Genomic DNA, 20,388 nt, shown 5'->3' on the forward strand with positions numbered 1-20,388 from the left:
TTATGATGAATCGTTTGCAAGTCGCCATTGTTGATTATGGCATGGGAAACCTCCGTTCAGTTGCCAATGCTTTCAAAGCGGTAGCGCCTGATACCACGGTTGCAGTCACCAGCGATCCTGCGCAAATTGCCCAGGCGGAGCGGGTAGTGTTTCCGGGGCAGGGCGCCATGCCGGATTGCATTCGTGAACTGGATGCGCGCAATTTGCGCCAGGCAGTGCTTGATGCAACACAGCAAAAGCCTTTCCTCGGCATTTGTATTGGTTTGCAAATGTTGTTTGAGCATTCTGAAGAAGGCAATGTGCCTGGGCTAGGCGTGTATGCCGGCGAGGTCAAGCGCTTTCCTCAGGCAAAAATGGTGGATGTGCATGGTGAAAAGCTCAAGGTCCCGCACATGGGCTGGAGCCAGGTACATCAGACTCAGCCGCATGCCTTGTGGCAGGAGATTCCTGACCAGGCCCGTTTTTACTACGTGCATAGCTACTATGTGGTCCCGGATGAGACGGCATTGACCGCTGCGACCACCGCCTATCCATTTGATTTTACCGGCGCGATTGCACGTGACAATGTATTTGCCGTGCAGTTTCACCCGGAAAAGAGCGCCAGTGCAGGCTTGCAACTTTTACGTAATTTTGTAAACTGGAAGCCCTAAGACGGGCTACAGTCGTTTTAGTCACTACTCGTTATTTATCTACTGAAAACAACATGTTAATCATTCCAGCAATTGATTTAAAAGATGGCCACTGCGTGCGTTTGAAGCAGGGACTGATGGAAGAGTCCACCGTATTTTCCGAAGATCCTGCAGCGATGGCCAGACATTGGGCAGATAAAGGCGGTAAGCGTTTACACCTTGTGGACTTGAATGGGGCCTTTGCGGGCAAGCCTGTCAATGAAGGTGCGATCAAGTCTATTGTGGCTGCAATAGGTGGGGATATCCCAATTCAATTAGGCGGTGGCATCCGTGATCTGGATACGATAGAGCGCTATCTGGATGATGGTATCAGCTATGTCATTATTGGGACCGCCGCTGTGAAGAATCCGGGCTTTCTGCATGAGGCCTGCTATGCTTTCCCAGGCCAGATCATGGTGGGGCTGGATGCCAAAGACGGCAAAGTAGCCGTGGATGGCTGGTCCAAGTTGACGGGGCATGATGTGATTGACCTGGCTAAGAAATTTGAAGATTACGGTGTGGAAAGTATTGTTTACACGGATATCGGCCGGGATGGCATGTTGACCGGCGTGAATATTGAAGCGACTGTAGCATTGGCGCAGGCATTAACGATTCCGGTGATCGCCAGTGGCGGGGTGACCAATCTGGATGATGTGCGCAACTTGTGTGCCGTGCAGGATGAAGGCATCATGGGTGCCATTACCGGCCGCGCCATTTATGAAGGTACACTGGACTTTTCTGCTGCGCAAGCATTAGCTGACCAGCTGAGTGGTCAATAAAAATGGGCTGCGCCAAACGCATTATTCCTTGCCTGGATGTGACTGACGGTCGTGTCGTCAAAGGCGTGAACTTTCTGGAATTGCGCGATGCAGGCGATCCGGTGGAAATCGCACAGCGCTATAACGACCAGGGCGCGGACGAACTGACGTTTCTGGATATTACCGCCAGCTCAGACAATCGTGACTTGATTCTGCACATTATTGAGCGTGTGGCCGAGCAGATTTTTATCCCGTTAACCGTCGGTGGCGGCGTGCGCAAGGTTGAAGATGTGCGGCGGTTGCTGAATGCGGGGGCCGATAAAGTCAGCATCAACACCACTGCCGTGGTCAATCCGCAAGTGGTGGAGGATGCTGCCGGTCGTTTTGGTTCGCAGTGTATAGTGGTCGCGATTGATGCCAAAAAAGTGGATAACCAGCCGTTTGAGTGGGAAGTGTTCACCCATGGCGGGCGTAATCCGACCGGTCTCGATGCCGTCAAATGGGCGCAAAAGATGGTGAGTCTGGGGGCCGGTGAGTTGCTGGTCACCAGCATGGACCGCGATGGAACCAAAATCGGATTTAATAACCCGCTCAACAAAGCGATCAGCGAAGCAGTGGATGTGCCATTGATTGCTTCCGGCGGCGTGGGGAATCTGCAACATCTGGTGGAGGGTGTCACCGTTGGTGGCGCCGACGCTGTTCTGGCTGCCAGTATTTTTCACTATGGTGAATTCACTGTGCAGCAAGCGAAAGACTATATGCGTGAACATGGGATAGAAGTGCGATGAGCTGGCTGGAGCAAGTGGCCTGGACGGCAGAAGGCTTAGTGCCGGTCATCGCCCAGGAAAAAGACACCGGTAAAATTCTCATGTTTGCCTGGATGAACCGCGAAGCCTTGCAGTTGACTAGGGACTCTGGTCATGCGGTTTACTATTCGCGCTCACGCAACAAGCTGTGGCATAAAGGTGAAGAGTCTGGGCACACGCAAATCGTGCACGACATTCGTCTCGATTGCGATAATGATGTCGTGCTGATCACGGTCGAACAATTGGGTGGCATCGCCTGTCACACAGGTAGGCATAACTGTTTCTTTCAGCAATTACAGGGCGATACCTGGGTGACTGTAGAGCCTGTGCTCAAAGATCCGAAAGCGATTTATCATGAGTGATGACGTATTAAGCCGCTTGTCTGAGTTGCTGGAAGCGCGTAAAAGTGCCGATCCGGCCAGCTCTTATGTCGCCAAACTCTATGCCAAAGGCATGGACAGCATTCTCAAAAAAGTGGGTGAAGAAGCGACGGAAACAGTGATTGCGGCCAAAGGCGGCAACAAGGAAGAGCTGATTTATGAAACCGCCGATTTATGGTTTCATACCCTAGTGATGTTAAGTCATGCCGGCTTGCAGGCGCAGGATGTGCTTAATGAGCTTGCGCGCCGTGAAGGGCTGTCGGGCATCGTTGAGAAAGCGAGCAGAAAAGAATGAGTGCAGACTGCATTTTTTGTAAAATTGTTGCTGGCACTATTCCGGCGAAATTGCTGTATGAAGATGAAGAGGTCATCGCATTTCATGATATTCGGCCACTGGCGCGGGTGCATTTTCTGATTGTCCCCAAAGCACATATTGAAACGCTTAAAGAATGTACTGCCGAGCATCAGGCGCTTCTTGGCAAAATGATGTTGCTGGGTGCCAAGCTGGCTGCTGAGCAAGGGCTGGTTGGCTATAAAACAGTGATGAATGTCGGGCGTGAGGGTGGCCAGGAAGTGTTCCATATCCATCTGCATGTCTTTGGTGGCGGGCCTGCCGCTTAAAAGTTGACGCGTTAAGGAGATTGCAATGGGTTCATTCAGTTTATGGCATTGGTTGATCGTGTTACTGATCGTGGTGCTGGTGTTTGGTACCAAAAAGCTGCGTAATATTGGCGGTGATGTAGGTGGCGCGGTCAATGAGTTTAAAAAAGCAATGAATGACGGCAAAGAAGGCTCTAAGCCTGATGAGATTTCTGACAAAAGTAAGTAAGTACTGACCGATTGTGTTTGATATTTCGTTTTCAGAATTACTGGTGATTGCGCTGGTTGCCTTGGTGGTGATCGGGCCGGAAAAACTGCCTAAAGTCGCCCGCACTGCGGGCGCTTTTTTTGGGCGCATGCAACGCTTTGTCAGCCAGGTAAAAGACGAGGTCAATCGTGAAGCCAGATTTGCCGAGTTGCAACAACTGCAAGACGAAGTAAAGTCGGGCTTGCAGTCTGTATATGACGATGCGGCACAGCATATTTTGCCTGAGAATTCGATCGCCGAAACCAGTGTCCAGCCAGAGAAGGTTGTTGAGCCGGTTAAACCGCCGCGCAAACCACGACAACGCAAGTCAACACCGGTGAACGATGAACAGTCTGCTGAAGCGGCAGTGCCTAGCGCATTGGTGGTTTCTGAACCTGCACCAGCGCCACAAGCCGAGTTATTTGCAGAAGCCCCTGCGGCAAAACCGAGACAGCGTCGGACTAGGCAGGCAGCGAAGGCGGCTAACGATACGCCACCGAATGAACCCATCCTCTAAGCGTTTGTAGTTTGATCGCGCTTTATAAATTATGACGCCTACTGAAAGTTTTATTTCCCACCTGATTGAGCTGCGTAACCGTTTGTTGCGTGCGGTTGCGGGCTGGCTGGTCATTTTTGTGGCTTTATTTCCGTTTGCTGACCGCATTTATCATTTGCTTGCGGCACCCTTGCTGGCAAAGCTGCCGCAAGGGGCGCAAATGATAGCGACAGCAGTCACCACGCCCTTCTTCGTGCCGATGAAAGTAACCATGATGGCGGCCTTTTTGATCGCGTTGCCATGGATGATTTATCAGTGCTGGGCATTTATCGCACCGGGGTTATACGCACATGAAAAACGATTGATTCGGCCCATGCTTGCGGCGGCCATCGGGTTATTCTTTATGGGCATGGCCTTTGCCTATTTTGCCGTGTTCCCCGTCGTGTTTGGCTTTCTGGTGGGCAGTGCGCCGGCGGGTGTTGCGGTGATGACAGATATTGCTGAGTATCTGGACTTTGTCATCGGCATGTTTCTGGCGTTTGGCTTTGCGTTTGAAGTGCCCATCGCCGTCATATTGTTATCATTGATGGGGTGGGTGACTTTGGCGCAACTCAAGGAGGCGCGCTCTTATGTAATCGTAGGCGCTTTTGTATTGGGCGCCATTTTTACGCCCCCTGACATTGTCTCCCAATGCATGCTTGCCATCCCGTTGTGGTTGCTCTATGAGCTGGGCCTGCTGGTGGTGCGCTGGTTGCCGCAATTGCCAGCAGACAGTGCTACGCCCACATAATTCTACTTTCTAGTTATTGCGCTACTTTGCTTGGTAGTGGGCGCTTACCTACGATCAGGCTGATCTCCATTTTCTTGCCTGCGCGCAAGATTGCCAATGTTGCCTTGTCACGTGGCTTGAGCATGGCGATTATATTTAGCATTGCCTGGCTGTCAGATACAGGTTTGTTGTCGATGGCAATCAGGATGTCGCCAGGACGCAAGCCGGCGCGATCAGCCGGACTGTCTAACAACACACCGGCAATCAAGGAGCCGTTGACATTCTTGAGGTTAAAGGATTCCGCCAGTTCTGGCGTAATGTCTTGCGCTTCTATGCCTATCCAGCCACGCGTCACCGACCCATTAAAGGTAATTTGTTCCATGACCTGTTTGGCGATGCTGACCGGAATAGCAAAGCCTATCCCCATGCTGCCGCCATTGCGGGAATAAATGGCACTATTGATGCCGATCAGGTTGCCGTTGACGTCGATCAGCGCGCCACCGGAGTTGCCAGGGTTAATGGAGGCATCGGTTTGAATAAAGTTCTCAAATGTATTGATGCCCAGATGGTTGCGTCCCAGTGCGCTAATAATGCCTTGGGTCACGGTTTGTCCAACGCCAAACGGGTTGCCAATTGCCAGGACGACATCCCCTACCTTCATCTGGTCACTATTGCTGAATGTAATGGCGGGAAGTTGTTTGCGGTCTATTTTGAGTACGGCCAGATCGGTCTCGGGATCGGTACCGACCACTGTGGCTGAGGACTTGCTGCCATCGCTGAGCGCAACTTCAATTTGATCGGCCGAGCTGATCACATGGTTATTGGTCAGGATCAGGCCATCGGCACTGACAATCACGCCGCTACCGAGGCTGTTTTCAGGTTGCTCATCCTCTTCTTCTATTTCATCACCGAAAAAATGACGAAACAATGGGTCATTCTTCAATGCGCGGTGTGGATCCTGGCTCATGCGGGCCGTGGTGAAAATATTCACCACTGAGGGCATGGCCTTGCTGACGGCATTGCGGTAGCCGGACTTCGCGACCATGGCTTGGCTAGTGGCGGCCGTTTCCTTGATCACCAGGGTTTTGTTCACGGGTTGCGTGAGCAGGGTGGGATAAAAAAGTTTTAAGACAAACAAAATGCCCAGACAAACGGTGACTGCTTGTGAGAAGATAGACCAGAGATGTCGCATAGATGCCAAAAGAGAGAATGTGCAATAAGTGAATGTCTTTAACAACGACTAGTATATGAGACTCAGAGATGGAATTGAATCTTCTTGTTAGTGAATTGGCTAATTTTTTGCAAGTAAGCAAATTCCAGGACTATTGCCCCAACGGTTTGCAGGTGGAGGGGCGGCCGCAAGTGCGGCGCATTATCAGTGGCGTAACTGCCAGTCAGGCGCTGATTGAGGCGGCCATTGCCGCCAATGCGGATGCGATTCTAGTGCATCATGGTTATTTCTGGCGTGGCGAGCCAGCAGAGGTGACTGGGCTCAAGCGTCAGCGCCTCAAGCGCTTGCTCACACATGATATCAGCCTGCTGGCGTATCACCTGCCGCTGGATGCACATCCGCAGGTGGGAAACAATGTGCAACTGGGACAGGTGTTCGGCTGGCCGGTGACACGCTATCTCGATGATAAGAATATGCTGCCTGTGACCACCTTGCCGCAACCGATGTCGCTGGCGCAGGTGGCAGAGCATGTTGCCCAACGATTGGGGCGGCAGCCACAAGTGCTTGGGGCCCCTGATAAGTTAGTACACACTGTCTCCTGGTGTACTGGCGCTGCCCAATCTTATATTCAACAGGCGGTCACTGCTGGCGTGGACCTGTTTATCAGTGGTGAAGTCTCCGAGCAAACCTGGCATACCGTCTGCGAATCAGGCACGGCTTACCTCAGTGCCGGGCATCATGCCACTGAGCGTTATGGCGTCCAGGCGCTTGGGCAGTGGCTTGCACAAACGCATGGCTTGGAGCATGTTTATGTTGAGTTGGGTAACCCTGTTTAATTGATTAATATCAATGACTTATTGAAATAAATTTGGCTTGTTTCTGCGAAAAATGTATAATCGCGACTCAAGTTTTATACTCACTGTTACCTCAAAAGGGTAGATTAAGGAAGCCAATGTCAGAAAACAAAATTGACAACAACTGTTTGTCGTTTTGCCAGCCATCTGAGGTGGATTTGCAAAAACGCGATTTTTTGGTGAAAGCGACTGCCGCCACCGGGGCTGTTGGGGTTGCTGCGGTAGCGGTACCGTTTGTTGGTAGCATGCTGCCAAGTGAACGTGCCAAAGCGGCGGGCGCACCTGTCGAGGTGGATATCAGCAAGTTGAAGCCGGGCGAGAAAATGACGGCTGAATGGCGTGGTCAACCGGTGTGGATCGTGCGTCGTACGCCAGAAATGCTGGATAAGTTGGTCAAGCATGATGACCAGTTGTCGGATCCGAATCTGGAGGTGCCGCAACAGCCTGAGTATTGTAAAAACAAGGATCGTTCTATCAAGCCAGAGTTCGGGGTCATGTTGGGGACCTGTACGCATCTGGGTTGTTCACCAAACGACAACTTTGCAATGACAGCAGACTGGGATGGTGGTTTTGTCTGTCCTTGCCACGGCTCTAAATTTGACTTGGCTGGCCGTGTGTTCAAAGGCTCTCCGGCACCAAAAAATCTGCTGGTGCCGCCGCATCAATATCTGACTGACACGACCTTGCTGATTGGCGATGACAAAAAGGCGGAGGCTTAACTATCATGGCGACGACTAAAAAAACAACTGCCACTGGTTTACTGGGCTGGTTTGATGCCAGATTCCCGCTGACCAGTACCATCAAGGGACACCTTACCGAGTATTACGCACCGAAAAATTTCAACTTCTGGTATTTCTTCGGATCATTGGCTTTGCTGGTGCTGGTGCTGCAAATTGTCACCGGTATTTTTCTGACCATGAACTACAAGCCGGATGCCGAGTTGGCCTTTGCTTCGGTGGAATACATCATGCGGGACGTATTTGGCGGCAACATTATCCGTTACATGCACTCGACCGGCGCCTCCATGTTCTTTGTGGTGGTCTATTTGCATATGTTCCGTGGCCTGATTTACGGATCTTATCGCACGCCGCGTGAGTTGATCTGGTTGTTTGGTGTGGGCATTTTCCTGGTGCTGATGGGCGAAGCGTTCTTTGGCTACCTGCTGCCATGGGGTCAAATGTCTTACTGGGGTGCGCAGGTGATTGTGAACCTGTTCTCAACTGTGCCGTTTATTGGTCCTGACTTGTCTGAGTGGTTGCGTGGTGACTATCTGGTTTCCGATGCTACCCTGAACCGTTTCTTTGCTTTCCACGTGATCGCCTTACCGCTGGTGTTGCTGGGGCTGGTTGCTGTGCATATCGTGGCTTTGCATGAAGTGGGCTCTAACAACCCTGATGGCGTTGAAATCAAGGCCTATAAAGACAAGGCAACCGGTATTCCATTGGATGGCATTCCATTTCACCCTTACTACTCTGTGAAAGATCTGGTGGGTGTAGTTGTCTTCCTGATGGTGTTCTTTGCGATTGTGTTCTTTATGCCTGAAATGGGTGGTTACTTCCTCGAAGCGAATAACTTTATTCCGGCAGATCCTTTGAAAACACCGCCGCATATTGCGCCAGTCTGGTATTTCACGCCTTACTACTCCATTTTGCGTGCAGTGCCGCCTATCGGTATCTCGCAATTCCCTGGTGTGGTAGCCATGGGCTTGTCAGTCGTGGCCTTTGCGTTCTTGCCGTGGTTGGACAAGAGTCCGGTGAAGTCTATTCGTTACCGTGGCAAGTTGTACAAACGCTGGTTGGCCGCTTTTGTGATCAGCTTCGTGATCCTGGGTTATTTGGGAACCGTGCCAGGTGATGTCTGGGGTCAATTTGGACCATGGATGGGTCGTGCAGACCGCGCGACTGTGTTGGCTCGTATTTGTTCAGTGGTGTACTTTGCATTCTTTGTCTTGATGCCTTGGTATACCAAAAAAGATCAAACCAAGCCTGTGCCAGAAAGGGTGACATACTAATGATGAAAAAATTGTTTTTGCAGGCCTTTGCAGGTCTGGCCCTCTTGGCGTCAGTGATGGCGTTTGCAAATGAGGTGCATATTGATGTCAAGGCGCCAATCAAGATGACGGATAAAGCGTCATTGCAGCGTGGTGCCAAGATCTTTGTAAATTATTGCCTGAATTGCCACAGCGCCAACTACATGCGTTACAACCGCTTGCAGGACATTGGCCTGACCGACAAGGAGATTAAAGACAATCTGTTGTTTGCCGGTGAGAAGGTGGGCGAAACCATGCGCATTAGCATGAACCCTAAAGATGCAAAAAAATGGTTTGGTGCTGCACCGCCTGATTTGAGCGTTGAAGTGCGTGCGCGTGGTGCGGATTGGGTGTATGCCTATCTGCGCAGCTTCTACAAGGATGAGTCACGTCCCACTGGCTGGAATAACCTGGTGTTTGACAAGGTCGCCATGCCGCACGTGTTATATGAGTTGCAAGGCGTGCAAGTACTCGATCACGAAACGCACACCCTTAAACTGGACAAAGCCGGTAAGCTCAATCCGCAAGAGTATGACCAGTTTGTCGGTGATCTGACTAACTTCCTCGCATTTATGGCAGAGCCAGCCAAACAATCCCGTTTGTGGATTGGGGTGGCAGTGTTGCTGTTCCTGTCAGGATTGTTCTTCTTGGTGAAAAAAATCAAAGCCGAATACTGGAAAGATATTCGCTAATTGCCAACCAAGTCTGACACCAAGGCGTGAGGCCTTGGTGTCTTTTTTTATAGGGAAAATAAATTATGATGAGATTGTATTCGGGTACCGTTGATCCTTACAGTCACCGTTGCCGTATCGTGCTGTTCGAGAAGGGCATGGACTTTGAAGTCATTGATGTAGACTTGACCAATAAAACTGAAGATCTGGCCATTTTGAATCCGTATGGTGAAGTGCCGGTGTTGGTCGAGCGTGACCTGGTCTTGTCAGAAGCCAATATCATCAATGAGTATATCGATGAGCGTTTTCCGCATCCTCAACTCATGCCAGCTGACCCGGTCATGCGCGCACGTGCAAGACTGTTCTTGTATAACTTTGAAAAAGACTTGTTCAGTCATATCAAGGATGTTGAATCTGATAACCAGGAAACCGCGGATCGTGCACGCAAGGTCATTCGCGATAACCTGACGCAGTTGGTGCCGATTTTTGGCAAGCAAAACTACCTGATGGGCGACGAGTACTCCATGCTGGATGTGGCGATCACGCCATTGTTATGGCGGTTAGGGCATTATGGCATTGAGTTGCCAAACCAGGCTTCGCCATTGCTCAAGTATGCCGAGCGTTTGTTCTCTCGTCCAATGTATGCAGAGGCTATGACGCCCTCTGAAAAGGCGATGCGTAAATAACATCAGTCATGCATAAACAGCGCGAATCCATATTCGCGCTGTTTTTTTAAGGAAGTCCAACATGAGTACATTGATTCCGACCACGGCTTATTTGATTCGCGCCATACATGAATGGTGTCTGGATAATAATCTGACGCCGCATTTGCTGGTCAAAGTGGATGCGCAGACGCGTGTGCCGATGGCTTATGTCAAAAATGGCGAGATTGTGCTAAATGTGAACTACACTGCTGTCAAAGATTTGCATATTGATAATGATGCGGTTGTGTTCTCTGCGCGCTTTAATGGCGTTGCGCAACATATTTATGTCCCGATCAACCGGATCGGAGGCGTATTTGCCAGGGAGAATGGGCAGGGTATGTTTTTTGAAGTTGTGGATGGCGTGCCGCCAGCGCCTGAAAAAATGGTGTCCCCGGTAGCGTCTGCGGTGGATGCGCAAGCGAAAAAGTCACACCTTAAAGTAGTGAAGTAAGGCTGCTGTGCTCGGTGTTTAGCCGATGCTTCATTTTGAATGCAATTTTTTCAACAAAAAATAAAAAAAATCATAAAAGCACTAGATCACATCCCAAAAAAAGTGATATAGTTGCGCCTTCCTGAAATGCCGGGTTAGCTCAGTTGGTAGAGCAGCGCACTTGTAATGCGAAGGTCATCAGTTCGATTCCGATACCCGGCACCAAATTTATGTCAGTTGACATTGACGTTGATGACATAAACCGCGATAATCGCGGTCTATTTTTTGGAGGGGTGGCCGAGTGGTTAAAGGCGACGGACTGTAAATCCGTTCTCTCTGAGTACGCTGGTTCGAATCCAGCCCCCTCCACCAAAAAATGATTGCCTGTAGGTGTTGCTGTAAAGCGGGTTGGTGAGAGCCTTCCTTGGGTGTTCTGCATAGTGCGGGTGTAGCTCAGTTGGTAGAGCACTTGCCTTCCAAGCAAGATGTCGCGAGTTCGAACCTCGTCGCCCGCTCCAACAATAACAAAAGGCAAAACGCCCATGTGGCTCAGTGGTAGAGCACTCCCTTGGTAAGGGAGAGGTCGCGGGTCCGATTCCCGCCATGGGCACCAGATGCGCTCTGTAGTGATATGGGGCTTGGTAAGTAGTCGCGCAAGGGTGCTGTCATCCGCGTCGCATAATTTGTGAAAACAATATTATTGGCTTTATTTAGTACTAATAAAGGAAAAACATCATGGCAAAAGGCAAATTTGAACGTACCAAGCCACACGTGAACGTTGGTACGATTGGTCACGTTGACCACGGTAAGACAACATTGACAGCGGCGATCACCACAGTGTTGACCAAGAAATTTGGTGGCGAAGCAAAAGCTTACGACCAAATTGACGCGGCACCAGAAGAAAAAGCACGTGGTATTACCATCAACACAGCACACGTTGAGTACGAGACTGCAAGCCGTCACTACGCGCACGTTGACTGCCCAGGCCACGCCGACTACGTTAAAAACATGATTACCGGTGCTGCCCAGATGGACGGCGCGATCCTGGTATGTTCCGCTGCTGACGGCCCTATGCCACAAACACGTGAGCACATCCTGTTGGCCCGTCAGGTTGGTGTACCATACATCGTTGTATTCCTGAACAAAGCCGACATGGTTGACGACGCTGAGTTGTTGGAACTGGTTGAAATGGAAGTGCGTGACTTGCTGAGCAAGTATGACTTCCCAGGTGATGACACCCCAATCATCAAAGGTTCTGCTAAATTGGCCCTTGAAGGTGACCAATCAGAAATCGGCGAACCAGCGATCTTCGCATTGGCTGACGCATTGGACAGCTACATCCCAACCCCAGAGCGTGCCATTGACGGTACCTTCCTGATGCCAGTAGAAGACGTATTCTCTATCTCTGGTCGTGGTACTGTAGTAACAGGCCGTGTTGAGCGTGGTATCGTTAAAGTCGGTGACGAAATCGAAATCGTTGGTCTGAAGCCAACACTGAAAACCACCTGTACTGGTGTTGAAATGTTCCGTAAACTGCTGGACCAAGGTCAAGCGGGTGACAACGTAGGCGTACTGCTGCGCGGTACCAAGCGTGAAGAAGTTGAGCGTGGTCAAGTGCTGGCTAAATCCGGTTCTATCAAACCACACACCAAGTTCACCGCTGAGATCTACGTGTTGGGTAAAGATGAAGGTGGTCGTCATACACCATTCTTCAACGGCTACCGTCCACAGTTCTACTTCCGTACCACTGACGTGACTGGTGCAGTTGAATTGCCAGCAGGTACCGAAATGGTGATGCCAGGTGATAACGTATCTATCACTGTGACATTGATCGCGCCTATCGCGATGGAAGATGGTCTGCGCTTCGCGATTCGTGAAGGTGGTCGTACCGTTGGTGCTGGCGTCGTTGCCAAAATCATCGAGTAATTGTTGATGTAGGTGAAAGCTGCGCTACAACCCGTGCAGCTTTCGCTTTAAAGAGTACAGGCCAATAGCTCAATTGGTAGAGTATCGGTCTCCAAAACCGAGGGTTGGGGGTTCGAGACCCTCTTGGCCTGCCAAACACCCAGAATAGTCTGTGGTGTTAATCATAAAGTTAAGTATATGATCGATAAAATCAAACTGGCTTTATCCCTGTTGTTATTAGCTTTGGGGATTGCCGGTTTTTATCTTTTTGAAGATAAAGCAATGGTTATCAGGATACTTGCCGTGTTGGCAGGTATTGTCGCGTCTGTAGCGGTCGCGTGGACTGCGCCACAAGGTAAGCAGGCGCTGGTTTTCTTTAATGAGTCTGTTGCTGAAGCCAAGCGTGTGGTGTGGCCAACGCGTCAGGAAACTATGCAAACGACACTGGCTGTTGTGGTGCTGGTTGTGATCATGGCTGCTTTCTTGGCGTTGGTAGACATCAGTTTTGCCTACATGGTGCAATGGATTATGGGTAGGGGTGCTTAATGGCTATGCGTTGGTATGCAGTTCAGGCCTTCTCCGGCATGGAGAAATCCGTCAAGGCCGGTTTGGAAGAGCGCGTCGCAAGATCGAATATCCCGGATCAGTTCGGTGACATTCTGGTGCCGGTAGAAGAGGTGATTGAGCTGAAAAATGGTCAGAAGACCATTTCTGAGCGTCGCTTGTATCCCGGTTACGTGTTGGTGCAAATGGAAATGACTGACGAAAGTTGGCATTTGGTGAGAAGTACACCAAGGGTGACTTCATTCATCGGTGGCACTGCACAACGTCCAACCCCGATCAAGGATAAGGAAGTCGAAATTATTCTGCGTCGCATGGATGACAGCAAATCTAATCCGACACAGAAGATGACCTTTGAAAAGGGCGAGAGTGTTCGTGTGATCGATGGTCCATTCAAGGACTTCTCTGGCAGCGTAGAGGAAGTGAACTACGACAAAAACAAACTGCGTGTTTCAGTGGTCATTTTTGGCCGTGCGACACCGGTTGAACTGGATTTTGCACAAGTAGAAAAAGAAGTCTAGTTGTGCATTGTGTCGACGGCCTGACTGGCAGTCGATATTTTTTAACGGGGAGCCTGCGACAGGCGCTATTACCCATTCAAGGAGTCAAACATGGCAAAGAAAGTCATTGGCTATATCAAGCTGCAGATCCCTGCAGGTAAAGCCAACCCAAGCCCACCAGTCGGTCCAGCACTGGGTCAACGTGGTCTGAACATCATGGAATTCTGTAAAGCGTTTAACGCGGCAACACAAGGCGTTGAACCAGGTCTGCCTATTCCAGTGGTGATCACTGCGTTTGCAGACAAGAGCTTCACATTCGTGATGAAAACCCCTCCTGCAACTGTGCTGATCAAAAAAGCAGCCAAGCTGGAAAAAGGGTCTCCACGTCCTCATACGGACAAAGTTGGCAAGATTACTCGTGCACAAGCCGAAGAAATCGCCAAAACAAAAATGCCTGACCTGACCGCTGCCGACATGGACGCAGCCGTTCGCACCATCGCTGGTAGCGCACGCAGCATGGGTATCGAAGTGGAGGGTGTATAACATGGCTAAAAGAATTGATGCGTTGCGTGCAAAGATTGACCGCAACAAGCTGTACCCGGTAGTTGATGCGCTGAGCCTGGTAAAAGAAGGCGCAACTGCCAAATTTAACGAATCTGTAGACGCAGTGATTAACTTGGGTATCGACCCACGTAAATCTGACCAGCTGGTGCGTGGCGCGATCGTATTGCCTAACGGCACTGGTAAAACAGTGCGTGTGGCTGTGTTTGCACAAGGCGCACAAGCTGAAGCTGCAAAAGCAGCTGGTGCTGACATCGTTGGTTTTGAAGATCTGGCCGAGCAAGTCAAAGGCGGTATGTTGGATTTTGATGTAGCCATTGCTACACCTGATGCGATGCGTATCGTTGGTGCGTTGGGTCAAGTGTTGGGCCCACGTGGTTTGATGCCTAACCCAAAAGTGGGTACCGTGACACCAGACGCAGCGACTGCAGTTAAAAATGCTAAAGCTGGTCAAGTGCAATACCGTACTGATAAAGGCGGTATCGTTCACTGCACCATCGGCCGTGCTTCATTTACTGTTGAGCAACTGCAAGGCAACCTGTCTGCTTTGATCGAAGCATTGAACAAAGCCAAGCCAGCCAGCTCCAAAGGCGTATACCTGAAGAAATTGTCCGTCTCCAGCACCATGGGTCCTGGCGTACGTGTTGACCAAGCTTCAGTCGCTGCTTAAGCATTGAATCAAGTCCCGGTCCGTTAATGGATCGGGCAAGTACTTTGGGCTTGAGTGTTTATGCAATTTTGTAAGCACTCAAGAACATCAAAGACCGTTGGTGTTTTACTTAATTGAAAATTGAATGCAAATGGGTGAGCAATCCTCTGTTTGCAGCAGTTTGAAACCAACGCAGATGGCGATCCCCAACACAGGATATATCCATGCCCTGCACAAGGACGCCGTGAGTGGCCCGGTGATTTAACCGGGCTTTCATTAACGGAAGGAGAACAGACCTTGAGTCTTAATCTTACAGAGAAAAAAGAAGTCGTTGCCGAGGTTGCTGCGCAAGTAGCAAACGCACAAGCAATCGTACTTGCTGAGTATCGTGGTATTGGCGTAGCCAATATGACGAAACTGCGTGCTGATGCACGTAATGCAGGTGTGTATCTGCGTGTGTTGAAAAACACCTTGGTTCGTCGTGCAGTAGAAGGTACGCCTTTTGCCGCATTGGCTGACGACATGGTTGGGCCACTGGTGTACGGTATTTCTACCGATCCAGTTGCAGCCGCCAAAGTCATGAACAATTTCGCAAAAGATAACGAATTGTTCGTACTGAAAGCGGGCGCGATGCCTAATGAGCGTCTTGATGTGGCTGGCGTACAAGCGTTGGCATCTACATTGAGCCGTGATGAGTTGCTGTCCAAATTGGCTGGCACACTCAACGAAGTCCCAACCAAGTTTGCTCGAGCCGTTGCTGCAATACGCGACGAAAAAGAAAAGCAAGCGGCTTAATTTTTAATCAAATTATTTTAGGAAATTTATATCATGGCAATTTCTAATGCTGACATCTTAGATGCAATCGGTGGCATGACCGTATTGGAACTGACTGCGTTCATCAAAGAAATCGAAGAGAAGTTTGGTGTTTCTGCTGCTGCTGTTGCAGTGGCTGCTGGCGGCGCTGCTGCTGGTGCTGCTCCAGCTGCTGCTGAGCAAACTGAGTTCAACGTCATCTTGAACGGCGCTGGCGACAACAAAGTGAGCGTGATTAAAGCAGTTCGTGAACTGACAGGTTTGGGCTTGAAAGAAGCTAAAGACCTGGTAGACGGCGCACCTAAAGCGGTTAAAGAAGGCGTAAGCAAAGCTGACGCTGAAGCCGCTGTGAAAAAATTGATCGAAGCGGGCGCTACTGCTGAGATGAAATAATTCACAATTGTGAATCTGGCTGGGCTGACGGGAGACCGTCGGCCTTCGCCATTTCTGGCGTTGCAGATTGTAAATAAACTGTAATTGTCTGAAAGACTGTTGTAAAAGCGGTATTGTGGCCACATATAGATAAGCTAACCGGCTAATTTAAGTGGCTGATTTTAAATGCGAAGTTAGATGTCAAAACATTGCAGTGGATGAAAAGTGTTTTGTCTTCTACCCTCAAAAATTTCAGGAGACGCTATGAGCTATTCCTTTACCGAAAAGAAACGCCTTCGCAAAAGCTTTGCCAAGCGTGACAGCGTTCAAGAGGTACCTTATCTGCTGGCCATGCAGCTGGAGTCCTATAAATCATTCCTGCAGGAAAATGTACCAGCGGACCAACGTAAAAACGAAGGTCTAGAGTCGACTTTCCGTTCCATTTTCCCGATTGTGAGTCATTCAGAGAATGCCCGTCTGGACTATGTGAGCTACCAACTAGGCGCAGAGCCATTTGACGTGAAAGAATGTCAGCAACGTGGGCTGACTTACGCCGTGCCACTGCGTGTCAAGGTGCGTCTGACCATTATGGACCGTGAAGCGTCCAAACCAACCGTCAAAGAAGTCAAAGAACAAGAAGTCTACATGGGTGAATTGCCGCTCATGACCGAAAATGGCTCTTTCGTGATTAATGGTACCGAGCGTGTCATTGTGTCCCAATTGCACCGTAGCCCTGGCGTATTCTTTGAGCACGATCGTGGTAAAACCCACAGCTCCGGTAAGTTGTTGTTCTCTGCACGGATTATTCCTTACCGTGGCTCCTGGTTAGACTTTGAGTTTGACCCTAAAGATTATCTGTACTTCCGTGTGGATCGTCGCCGCAAGATGCCAGTGACCATCCTGCTGAAGGCATTGGGCTACACCCCAGAACAAATTCTGGAAACCTTCCACGACACCGACACTTTCCACATCGGCCCGAAAGGCGTGGAGTTTGAGTTGGTGGCAGACCGCCTGCGTGGTGAAGTTGCCAAATTCGACATTACTGACAAAGACGGTAATGTGCTGGTTGCCAAAGACAAACGTATCACCGTTAAACATATCCGTGACATCGAAAAAGCAGGCGTAACCACCATGGCGGTACCGACCGACTTTATGATGGGTCGCGCAGTTGCCAAAAACATTATTGATACTGAAACCGGTGAGCTGATTGCTAACGCCAATGATGAAGTGACACCATCATTGCTTGAAAAATTGGTCGCGGCAAAGATTTCAGAAATCGACACCATTTACACCAACGACTTGGATCATGGTAATTTCATTTCGCAAACATTGCGCAGTGATGAGATTCCTGACCAGTACAGTGCACGTGTAGCGATTTACCGCATGATGCGCCCAGGCGAGCCGCCAACCGAAGAGGCTGTAGAGGCCTTGTTTAATGGTTTGTTCTTCTCTGAAGATCGCTATGACCTGTCCGTAGTGGGGCGTATGAAATTCAACCGCCGTGCTTATCCAAGCAAGCTGGAAGAACGTTCAGCAACCTGGATGCGTCGTTTCTACGAAAAAGTCGGCCCACAAGGCGATACCGGTAGCAATGTGCTATCCAATGAAGATATCCTCGCTGTCATTGGCGTGCTGATTGAGTTGCGCAATGGCCGTGGCGAGATTGACGATATTGACCACTTGGGTAACCGTCGTATCCGTTCCGTGGGTGAATTGGCCGAGAACCAGTTCCGTGCCGGTCTGGTCCGTGTTGAGCGTGCCGTCAAAGAGCGTCTGTCACAGGCTGAGTCCGAGAATCTGATGCCGCATGACTTGATCAACGCCAAGCCAGTCTCCAGTGCGATTCGTGAGTTTTTCGGTTCTAGCCAGTTGTCGCAGTTTATGGACCAGACTAACCCATTGTCCGAGATTACGCACAAACGCCGTATCTCCGCTTTGGGCCCAGGTGGCTTGACCCGTGAGCGTGCCGGCTTCGAGGTGCGTGACGTACACACCACCCATTATGGCCGAGTTTGTCCAATTGAAACGCCTGAAGGTCCAAACATTGGTTTGATCAACTCACTGGCGCTGTATGCCCGTACCAACGAATATGGTTTCCTGGAAACCCCCTATCGTCTGGTTGAAGGCAACAAGGTGTCAGGCAAGATTGATTTCCTGTCAGCCATTGAAGAAAGCCAGTATGTGATTGCACAGGCTAACACCGAACTGTCTACAGACGGTGGCTTCAAGGAGGAATTGGTCTCTGCGCGTTTCCACAACGAATTTACCATGACGCAACCTGAGCGCGTGCAGTATATGGACGTCGCACCAGGCCAGATCGTGTCTGTTGCGGCTTCATTGATTCCTTTCCTGGAACACGATGACGCGAACCGTGCCTTGATGGGTGCCAACATGCAACGTCAAGCCGTGCCTTGTCTGCGTGCTGAAAAAGCCGTGGTCGGTACAGGCATTGAGCGTACAGTCGCGGTGGACTCCGGGACTGTCGTGACTGCCCGTCGTGGTGGCGTGGTCGATTACGTCGACTCAGGCCGTATTGTGATTCGTGTCCACGATGCTGAAGCGCAAGCCGGCGAAGTGGGTGTGGATATCTACAACCTGACCAAGTACACCCGTTCTAACCAGAACACCAATATTAACCAGCGTCCGCTGGTTAAAGTAGGCGATATCATTAGCCGCGGCGACGTGGTGGCGGATGGTGCTTCTACGGATATGGGTGAGTTGGCGCTGGGTCAGAACATGCTGGTTGGCTTTATGCCTTGGAACGGTTACAACTACGAAGACTCGATTCTGATCTCCGAGCGCGTAGTGGCTGATGACCGTTACACCTCCATCCACATTGAAGAGCTGTCAGTGGTGGCACGTGATACCAAACTGGGACCTGAAGAGATTACCCGCGATATTTCCAATCTGTCCGAGCGCATGCTGGGCCGTCTGGATGACTCCGGGATTATCTATATTGGTGCCGAGGTGGAAGCGGGTGACGTGCTGGTCGGTAAAGTGACCCCTAAAGGTGAAACCACTTTAACGCCAGAAGAAAAGCTGCTGCGTGCGATTTTCGGTGAAAAAGCGTCTGACGTGAAAGACACTTCACTGCGCGTGCCTTCTGGCATGACCGGTACTGTGATCGACGTACAAGTGTTCACACGCGAAGGTATCGACCGTGATGCCCGTGCGCAACAAATTATTGATGATCAGTTATCTCACTACAAGAAAGATCTGGGCGACCAGATGCGTATTGTAGAAGACGATACTTTTGGCCGCATCAGCCGTCTGTTGACGGGTAAAGTGGCCACAGGTGGTCCGAACAAGCTGAAAAAAGGCGACACCCTGACTCAGGAATATCTGGAGAGCGTGGGTCGTTATGACTGGTTTGACATCCGTTTGAGCGATGAAGAGGCTGCCCGTCAACTTGAGCAGTTGAAAGACAGCTTGAGCCAGGCCCGCATCGAATTCGATAACAAATTCGAAGAGAAGAAGCGTAAACTGACACAAGGTGACGAACTGCCACCAGGTGTACAAAAAATGGTCAAAGTCTATCTGGCCGTGAAACGTCGTATTCAGCCTGGTGACAAGATGGCCGGTCGTCACGGTAACAAGGGTGTGATTTCAAAAATCTGCCCGGTCGAAGACATGCCATACATGGCTGATGGTACACCGCTGGATATCGTGTTGAACCCGCTGGGCGTGCCTTCACGGATGAACATCGGTCAGATTCTGGAAACCCACCTGGGTTGGGCTGCCAAAGGTCTGGGCAAACGCATTGGCGATATGCTGCAAGCAGAAGCCAAAGTGGCCGAAATCCGAGGCTTCCTGGACAAGATCTATAACAGCAGCACTGGCAAGAAAGAAGACATTGCTGGTCTGACAGATGTGGAAGTGATTGACCTTGCGCAGAACCTGAAACACGGCGTGCCGTTCGCGACACCAGTGTTTGACGGTGCCGCTGAGTCTGACATTAAAGCCATGCTGGATCTGGCTTTCCCTGATGATGACGAGCACACCAAGAAATTGCAGTTCCACGCTGGCAAAACACAGGTCAAACTGTTTGATGGCCGTACCGGTGATGCGTTCGAGCGTCCAGTGACTGTCGGTTACATGCACGTGCTGAAACTGCACCACTTGGTCGACGACAAGATGCACGCACGTTCTACCGGTCCTTACAGCCTGGTGACACAGCAGCCGCTGGGTGGTAAAGCCCAGTTCGGTGGCCAGCGCTTCGGTGAGATGGAAGTGTGGGCACTGGAAGCCTATGGTGCGTCATACACCTTGCAAGAGATGTTGACCGTGAAATCAGATGACGTGAATGGCCGTACCAAAGTGTACGAAAACATCGTCAAAGGTGAGCACAAAATTGATGCGGGTATGCCTGAATCATTCAACGTGCTGGTGAAAGAAATCCGTTCACTGGCCATTGATATTGATTTGGACCGTAACTAAGCCCCGC

24 protein-coding genes and 5 tRNA genes are annotated in these 20,388 nt (G+C 50.4%); 28 read left to right on the top strand and 1 reads right to left on the bottom strand.

The window, feature by feature from the left end:
• The first annotated feature begins 5 nt into the window (after positions 1-5).
• From hisH to tatC, 9 genes are read left to right on the top strand one after another with little or no spacing between them, the layout of a single operon-like run.
• Complete coding sequence (gene hisH, locus ACT53G_RS07910) at positions 6-650, top strand: imidazole glycerol phosphate synthase subunit HisH (RefSeq protein ID WP_313985806.1); 645 nt, start codon at positions 6-8, stop codon at positions 648-650.
• Between the two features lie 53 nt (positions 651-703).
• A complete protein-coding gene (gene hisA / locus ACT53G_RS07915) occupies positions 704-1,447 on the top strand; it encodes a 1-(5-phosphoribosyl)-5-[(5-phosphoribosylamino)methylideneamino]imidazole-4-carboxamide isomerase (RefSeq protein WP_194748759.1) in 744 nt (247 codons plus the stop codon).
• Between the two features lie 2 nt (positions 1,448-1,449).
• Positions 1,450-2,214 carry an imidazole glycerol phosphate synthase subunit HisF gene (gene hisF, locus ACT53G_RS07920; RefSeq protein WP_338655434.1) on the top strand — a complete coding sequence of 255 codons (765 nt, stop codon included), beginning with the start codon at positions 1,450-1,452 and terminating at the stop codon, positions 2,212-2,214.
• A complete protein-coding gene (gene hisI / locus ACT53G_RS07925) occupies positions 2,211-2,594 on the top strand; it encodes a phosphoribosyl-AMP cyclohydrolase (protein ID WP_194748757.1) in 384 nt (127 codons plus the stop codon). Before hisF ends, hisI begins: the two co-directional genes overlap by 4 nt.
• Positions 2,587-2,907 (top strand): phosphoribosyl-ATP diphosphatase, encoded by a 321-nt coding sequence (locus tag ACT53G_RS07930; protein WP_194748756.1) that lies wholly within the window; start codon positions 2,587-2,589, stop codon positions 2,905-2,907. Before hisI ends, ACT53G_RS07930 begins: the two co-directional genes overlap by 8 nt.
• Entirely contained in the window at positions 2,904-3,233 is a 330-nt protein-coding gene (locus ACT53G_RS07935; RefSeq protein WP_476169133.1) for a histidine triad nucleotide-binding protein, read from the top strand. Before ACT53G_RS07930 ends, ACT53G_RS07935 begins: the two co-directional genes overlap by 4 nt.
• A gap of 25 nt (positions 3,234-3,258) precedes the next feature.
• Positions 3,259-3,441, top strand: coding sequence for a Sec-independent protein translocase subunit TatA (gene tatA, locus ACT53G_RS07940; RefSeq protein WP_194748754.1), 183 nt, complete (start codon positions 3,259-3,261; stop codon positions 3,439-3,441).
• 13 nt (positions 3,442-3,454) lie between these two features.
• The gene (tatB, locus tag ACT53G_RS07945) at positions 3,455-3,976 is read left to right on the top strand and encodes a Sec-independent protein translocase protein TatB (protein ID WP_476169134.1); all 522 of its coding nucleotides are present in this window, start codon (positions 3,455-3,457) and stop codon (positions 3,974-3,976) included.
• Positions 3,977-4,007: 31 nt separating this feature from the next.
• On the top strand, positions 4,008-4,745 hold the full coding sequence (gene tatC, locus ACT53G_RS07950) for a twin-arginine translocase subunit TatC (RefSeq protein WP_476169135.1): 738 nt from the start codon (positions 4,008-4,010) through the stop codon (positions 4,743-4,745).
• Between the two features lie 13 nt (positions 4,746-4,758).
• Here the strand turns inward: tatC and ACT53G_RS07955 are convergent, their stop codons facing one another.
• A complete protein-coding gene (locus ACT53G_RS07955; protein WP_194748751.1) occupies positions 4,759-5,916 on the bottom strand; it encodes a S1C family serine protease in 1,158 nt (385 codons plus the stop codon).
• A gap of 68 nt (positions 5,917-5,984) precedes the next feature.
• On the opposite strand from ACT53G_RS07955, the gene ACT53G_RS07960 reads away from it, so the two are divergent.
• From ACT53G_RS07960 to rpoB, 19 genes are all read left to right on the top strand, one after another.
• On the top strand, positions 5,985-6,731 hold the full coding sequence (locus tag ACT53G_RS07960) for a Nif3-like dinuclear metal center hexameric protein (protein ID WP_313985422.1): 747 nt from the start codon (positions 5,985-5,987) through the stop codon (positions 6,729-6,731).
• A gap of 116 nt (positions 6,732-6,847) precedes the next feature.
• Positions 6,848-7,468, top strand: coding sequence for a ubiquinol-cytochrome c reductase iron-sulfur subunit (gene petA, locus ACT53G_RS07965; RefSeq protein WP_194748749.1), 621 nt, complete (start codon positions 6,848-6,850; stop codon positions 7,466-7,468).
• Positions 7,469-7,473: 5 nt separating this feature from the next.
• On the top strand, positions 7,474-8,760 hold the full coding sequence (locus ACT53G_RS07970; RefSeq protein ID WP_275357632.1) for a cytochrome b: 1,287 nt from the start codon (positions 7,474-7,476) through the stop codon (positions 8,758-8,760).
• Entirely contained in the window at positions 8,760-9,470 is a 711-nt protein-coding gene (locus tag ACT53G_RS07975; RefSeq protein WP_194748747.1) for a cytochrome c1, read from the top strand. Before ACT53G_RS07970 ends, ACT53G_RS07975 begins: the two co-directional genes overlap by 1 nt.
• 65 nt (positions 9,471-9,535) lie before the next feature.
• Positions 9,536-10,135 carry a glutathione S-transferase N-terminal domain-containing protein gene (locus ACT53G_RS07980; RefSeq protein ID WP_194748746.1) on the top strand — a complete coding sequence of 200 codons (600 nt, stop codon included), beginning with the start codon at positions 9,536-9,538 and terminating at the stop codon, positions 10,133-10,135.
• Positions 10,136-10,196: 61 nt separating this feature from the next.
• Positions 10,197-10,604 (top strand): ClpXP protease specificity-enhancing factor, encoded by a 408-nt coding sequence (locus ACT53G_RS07985; RefSeq protein ID WP_194748745.1) that lies wholly within the window; start codon positions 10,197-10,199, stop codon positions 10,602-10,604.
• 128 nt (positions 10,605-10,732) lie between these two features.
• A tRNA-Thr gene (locus ACT53G_RS07990) sits at positions 10,733-10,808 on the top strand.
• 62 nt (positions 10,809-10,870) lie between these two features.
• A tRNA-Tyr gene (locus ACT53G_RS07995) sits at positions 10,871-10,955 on the top strand.
• Between the two features lie 70 nt (positions 10,956-11,025).
• Positions 11,026-11,101 (top strand) — tRNA-Gly (locus ACT53G_RS08000).
• 20 nt (positions 11,102-11,121) lie between these two features.
• Positions 11,122-11,196, top strand: a tRNA-Thr gene (locus tag ACT53G_RS08005).
• Between the two features lie 122 nt (positions 11,197-11,318).
• On the top strand, positions 11,319-12,509 hold the full coding sequence (gene tuf / locus ACT53G_RS08010; protein ID WP_194748734.1) for an elongation factor Tu: 1,191 nt from the start codon (positions 11,319-11,321) through the stop codon (positions 12,507-12,509).
• A gap of 58 nt (positions 12,510-12,567) precedes the next feature.
• Positions 12,568-12,643: transfer RNA gene (locus tag ACT53G_RS08015), tRNA-Trp, on the top strand.
• Between the two features lie 43 nt (positions 12,644-12,686).
• Positions 12,687-13,034, top strand: coding sequence for a preprotein translocase subunit SecE (gene secE, locus ACT53G_RS08020; RefSeq protein WP_275357986.1), 348 nt, complete (start codon positions 12,687-12,689; stop codon positions 13,032-13,034).
• A complete protein-coding gene (nusG, locus tag ACT53G_RS08025) occupies positions 13,034-13,570 on the top strand; it encodes a transcription termination/antitermination protein NusG (protein WP_194748743.1) in 537 nt (178 codons plus the stop codon). The genes secE and nusG overlap by 1 nt, the downstream gene beginning before the upstream one ends.
• Before the next feature lie 90 nt (positions 13,571-13,660).
• Entirely contained in the window at positions 13,661-14,092 is a 432-nt protein-coding gene (gene rplK / locus ACT53G_RS08030) for a 50S ribosomal protein L11 (RefSeq protein WP_029147986.1), read from the top strand.
• 1 nt (position 14,093) lies between these two features.
• The gene (gene rplA, locus ACT53G_RS08035) at positions 14,094-14,780 is read left to right on the top strand and encodes a 50S ribosomal protein L1 (protein ID WP_194748742.1); all 687 of its coding nucleotides are present in this window, start codon (positions 14,094-14,096) and stop codon (positions 14,778-14,780) included.
• Positions 14,781-15,056: 276 nt separating this feature from the next.
• Positions 15,057-15,554, top strand: a complete 498-nt coding sequence (gene rplJ, locus ACT53G_RS08040; RefSeq protein ID WP_194748741.1) for a 50S ribosomal protein L10 — start codon at positions 15,057-15,059, stop codon at positions 15,552-15,554.
• Positions 15,555-15,587: 33 nt separating this feature from the next.
• Positions 15,588-15,965, top strand: a complete 378-nt coding sequence (rplL, locus tag ACT53G_RS08045; protein ID WP_194748740.1) for a 50S ribosomal protein L7/L12 — start codon at positions 15,588-15,590, stop codon at positions 15,963-15,965.
• 243 nt (positions 15,966-16,208) lie between these two features.
• Positions 16,209-20,381: a DNA-directed RNA polymerase subunit beta gene (gene rpoB / locus ACT53G_RS08050; protein ID WP_313985441.1), complete on the top strand. Its 4,173-nt coding sequence runs from the start codon at positions 16,209-16,211 to the stop codon at positions 20,379-20,381.
• Positions 20,382-20,388: the final 7 nt, after the last annotated feature.

The organism is Methylophilus sp. DMC18, assembly GCF_056314005.1.

Excerpts from the sequence above, each read along its gene's own strand:
- tatC (WP_476169135.1), top strand. The coding sequence starts at position 4,008 with ATGACGCCTACTGAAAGTTTTATTTCCCACCTGATTGAGCTGCGTAAC.
- hisI (WP_194748757.1), top strand. The coding sequence starts at position 2,211 with ATGAGCTGGCTGGAGCAAGTGGCCTGGACGGCAGAAGGCTTAGTGCCG.
- ACT53G_RS07980 (WP_194748746.1), top strand. The coding sequence starts at position 9,536 with ATGATGAGATTGTATTCGGGTACCGTTGATCCTTACAGTCACCGTTGC.
- ACT53G_RS07975 (WP_194748747.1), top strand. The coding sequence starts at position 8,760 with ATGATGAAAAAATTGTTTTTGCAGGCCTTTGCAGGTCTGGCCCTCTTG.
- rplA (WP_194748742.1), top strand. The coding sequence starts at position 14,094 with ATGGCTAAAAGAATTGATGCGTTGCGTGCAAAGATTGACCGCAACAAG.
- tatA (WP_194748754.1), top strand. The coding sequence starts at position 3,259 with ATGGGTTCATTCAGTTTATGGCATTGGTTGATCGTGTTACTGATCGTG.
- ACT53G_RS07985 (WP_194748745.1), top strand. The coding sequence starts at position 10,197 with ATGAGTACATTGATTCCGACCACGGCTTATTTGATTCGCGCCATACAT.
- secE (WP_275357986.1), top strand. The coding sequence starts at position 12,687 with ATGATCGATAAAATCAAACTGGCTTTATCCCTGTTGTTATTAGCTTTG.
- ACT53G_RS07930 (WP_194748756.1), top strand. The coding sequence starts at position 2,587 with ATGAGTGATGACGTATTAAGCCGCTTGTCTGAGTTGCTGGAAGCGCGT.
- rpoB (WP_313985441.1), top strand. The coding sequence starts at position 16,209 with ATGAGCTATTCCTTTACCGAAAAGAAACGCCTTCGCAAAAGCTTTGCC.
- hisH (WP_313985806.1), top strand. The coding sequence starts at position 6 with ATGAATCGTTTGCAAGTCGCCATTGTTGATTATGGCATGGGAAACCTC.
- ACT53G_RS07970 (WP_275357632.1), top strand. The coding sequence starts at position 7,474 with ATGGCGACGACTAAAAAAACAACTGCCACTGGTTTACTGGGCTGGTTT.
- hisF (WP_338655434.1), top strand. The coding sequence starts at position 1,450 with ATGGGCTGCGCCAAACGCATTATTCCTTGCCTGGATGTGACTGACGGT.
- hisA (WP_194748759.1), top strand. The coding sequence starts at position 704 with ATGTTAATCATTCCAGCAATTGATTTAAAAGATGGCCACTGCGTGCGT.
- ACT53G_RS07935 (WP_476169133.1), top strand. The coding sequence starts at position 2,904 with ATGAGTGCAGACTGCATTTTTTGTAAAATTGTTGCTGGCACTATTCCG.
- ACT53G_RS07960 (WP_313985422.1), top strand. The coding sequence starts at position 5,985 with ATGGAATTGAATCTTCTTGTTAGTGAATTGGCTAATTTTTTGCAAGTA.
- rplK (WP_029147986.1), top strand. The coding sequence starts at position 13,661 with ATGGCAAAGAAAGTCATTGGCTATATCAAGCTGCAGATCCCTGCAGGT.
- ACT53G_RS07955 (WP_194748751.1), bottom strand. The coding sequence starts at position 5,916 with ATGCGACATCTCTGGTCTATCTTCTCACAAGCAGTCACCGTTTGTCTG.
- rplL (WP_194748740.1), top strand. The coding sequence starts at position 15,588 with ATGGCAATTTCTAATGCTGACATCTTAGATGCAATCGGTGGCATGACC.
- nusG (WP_194748743.1), top strand. The coding sequence starts at position 13,034 with ATGGCTATGCGTTGGTATGCAGTTCAGGCCTTCTCCGGCATGGAGAAA.
- tuf (WP_194748734.1), top strand. The coding sequence starts at position 11,319 with ATGGCAAAAGGCAAATTTGAACGTACCAAGCCACACGTGAACGTTGGT.
- petA (WP_194748749.1), top strand. The coding sequence starts at position 6,848 with ATGTCAGAAAACAAAATTGACAACAACTGTTTGTCGTTTTGCCAGCCA.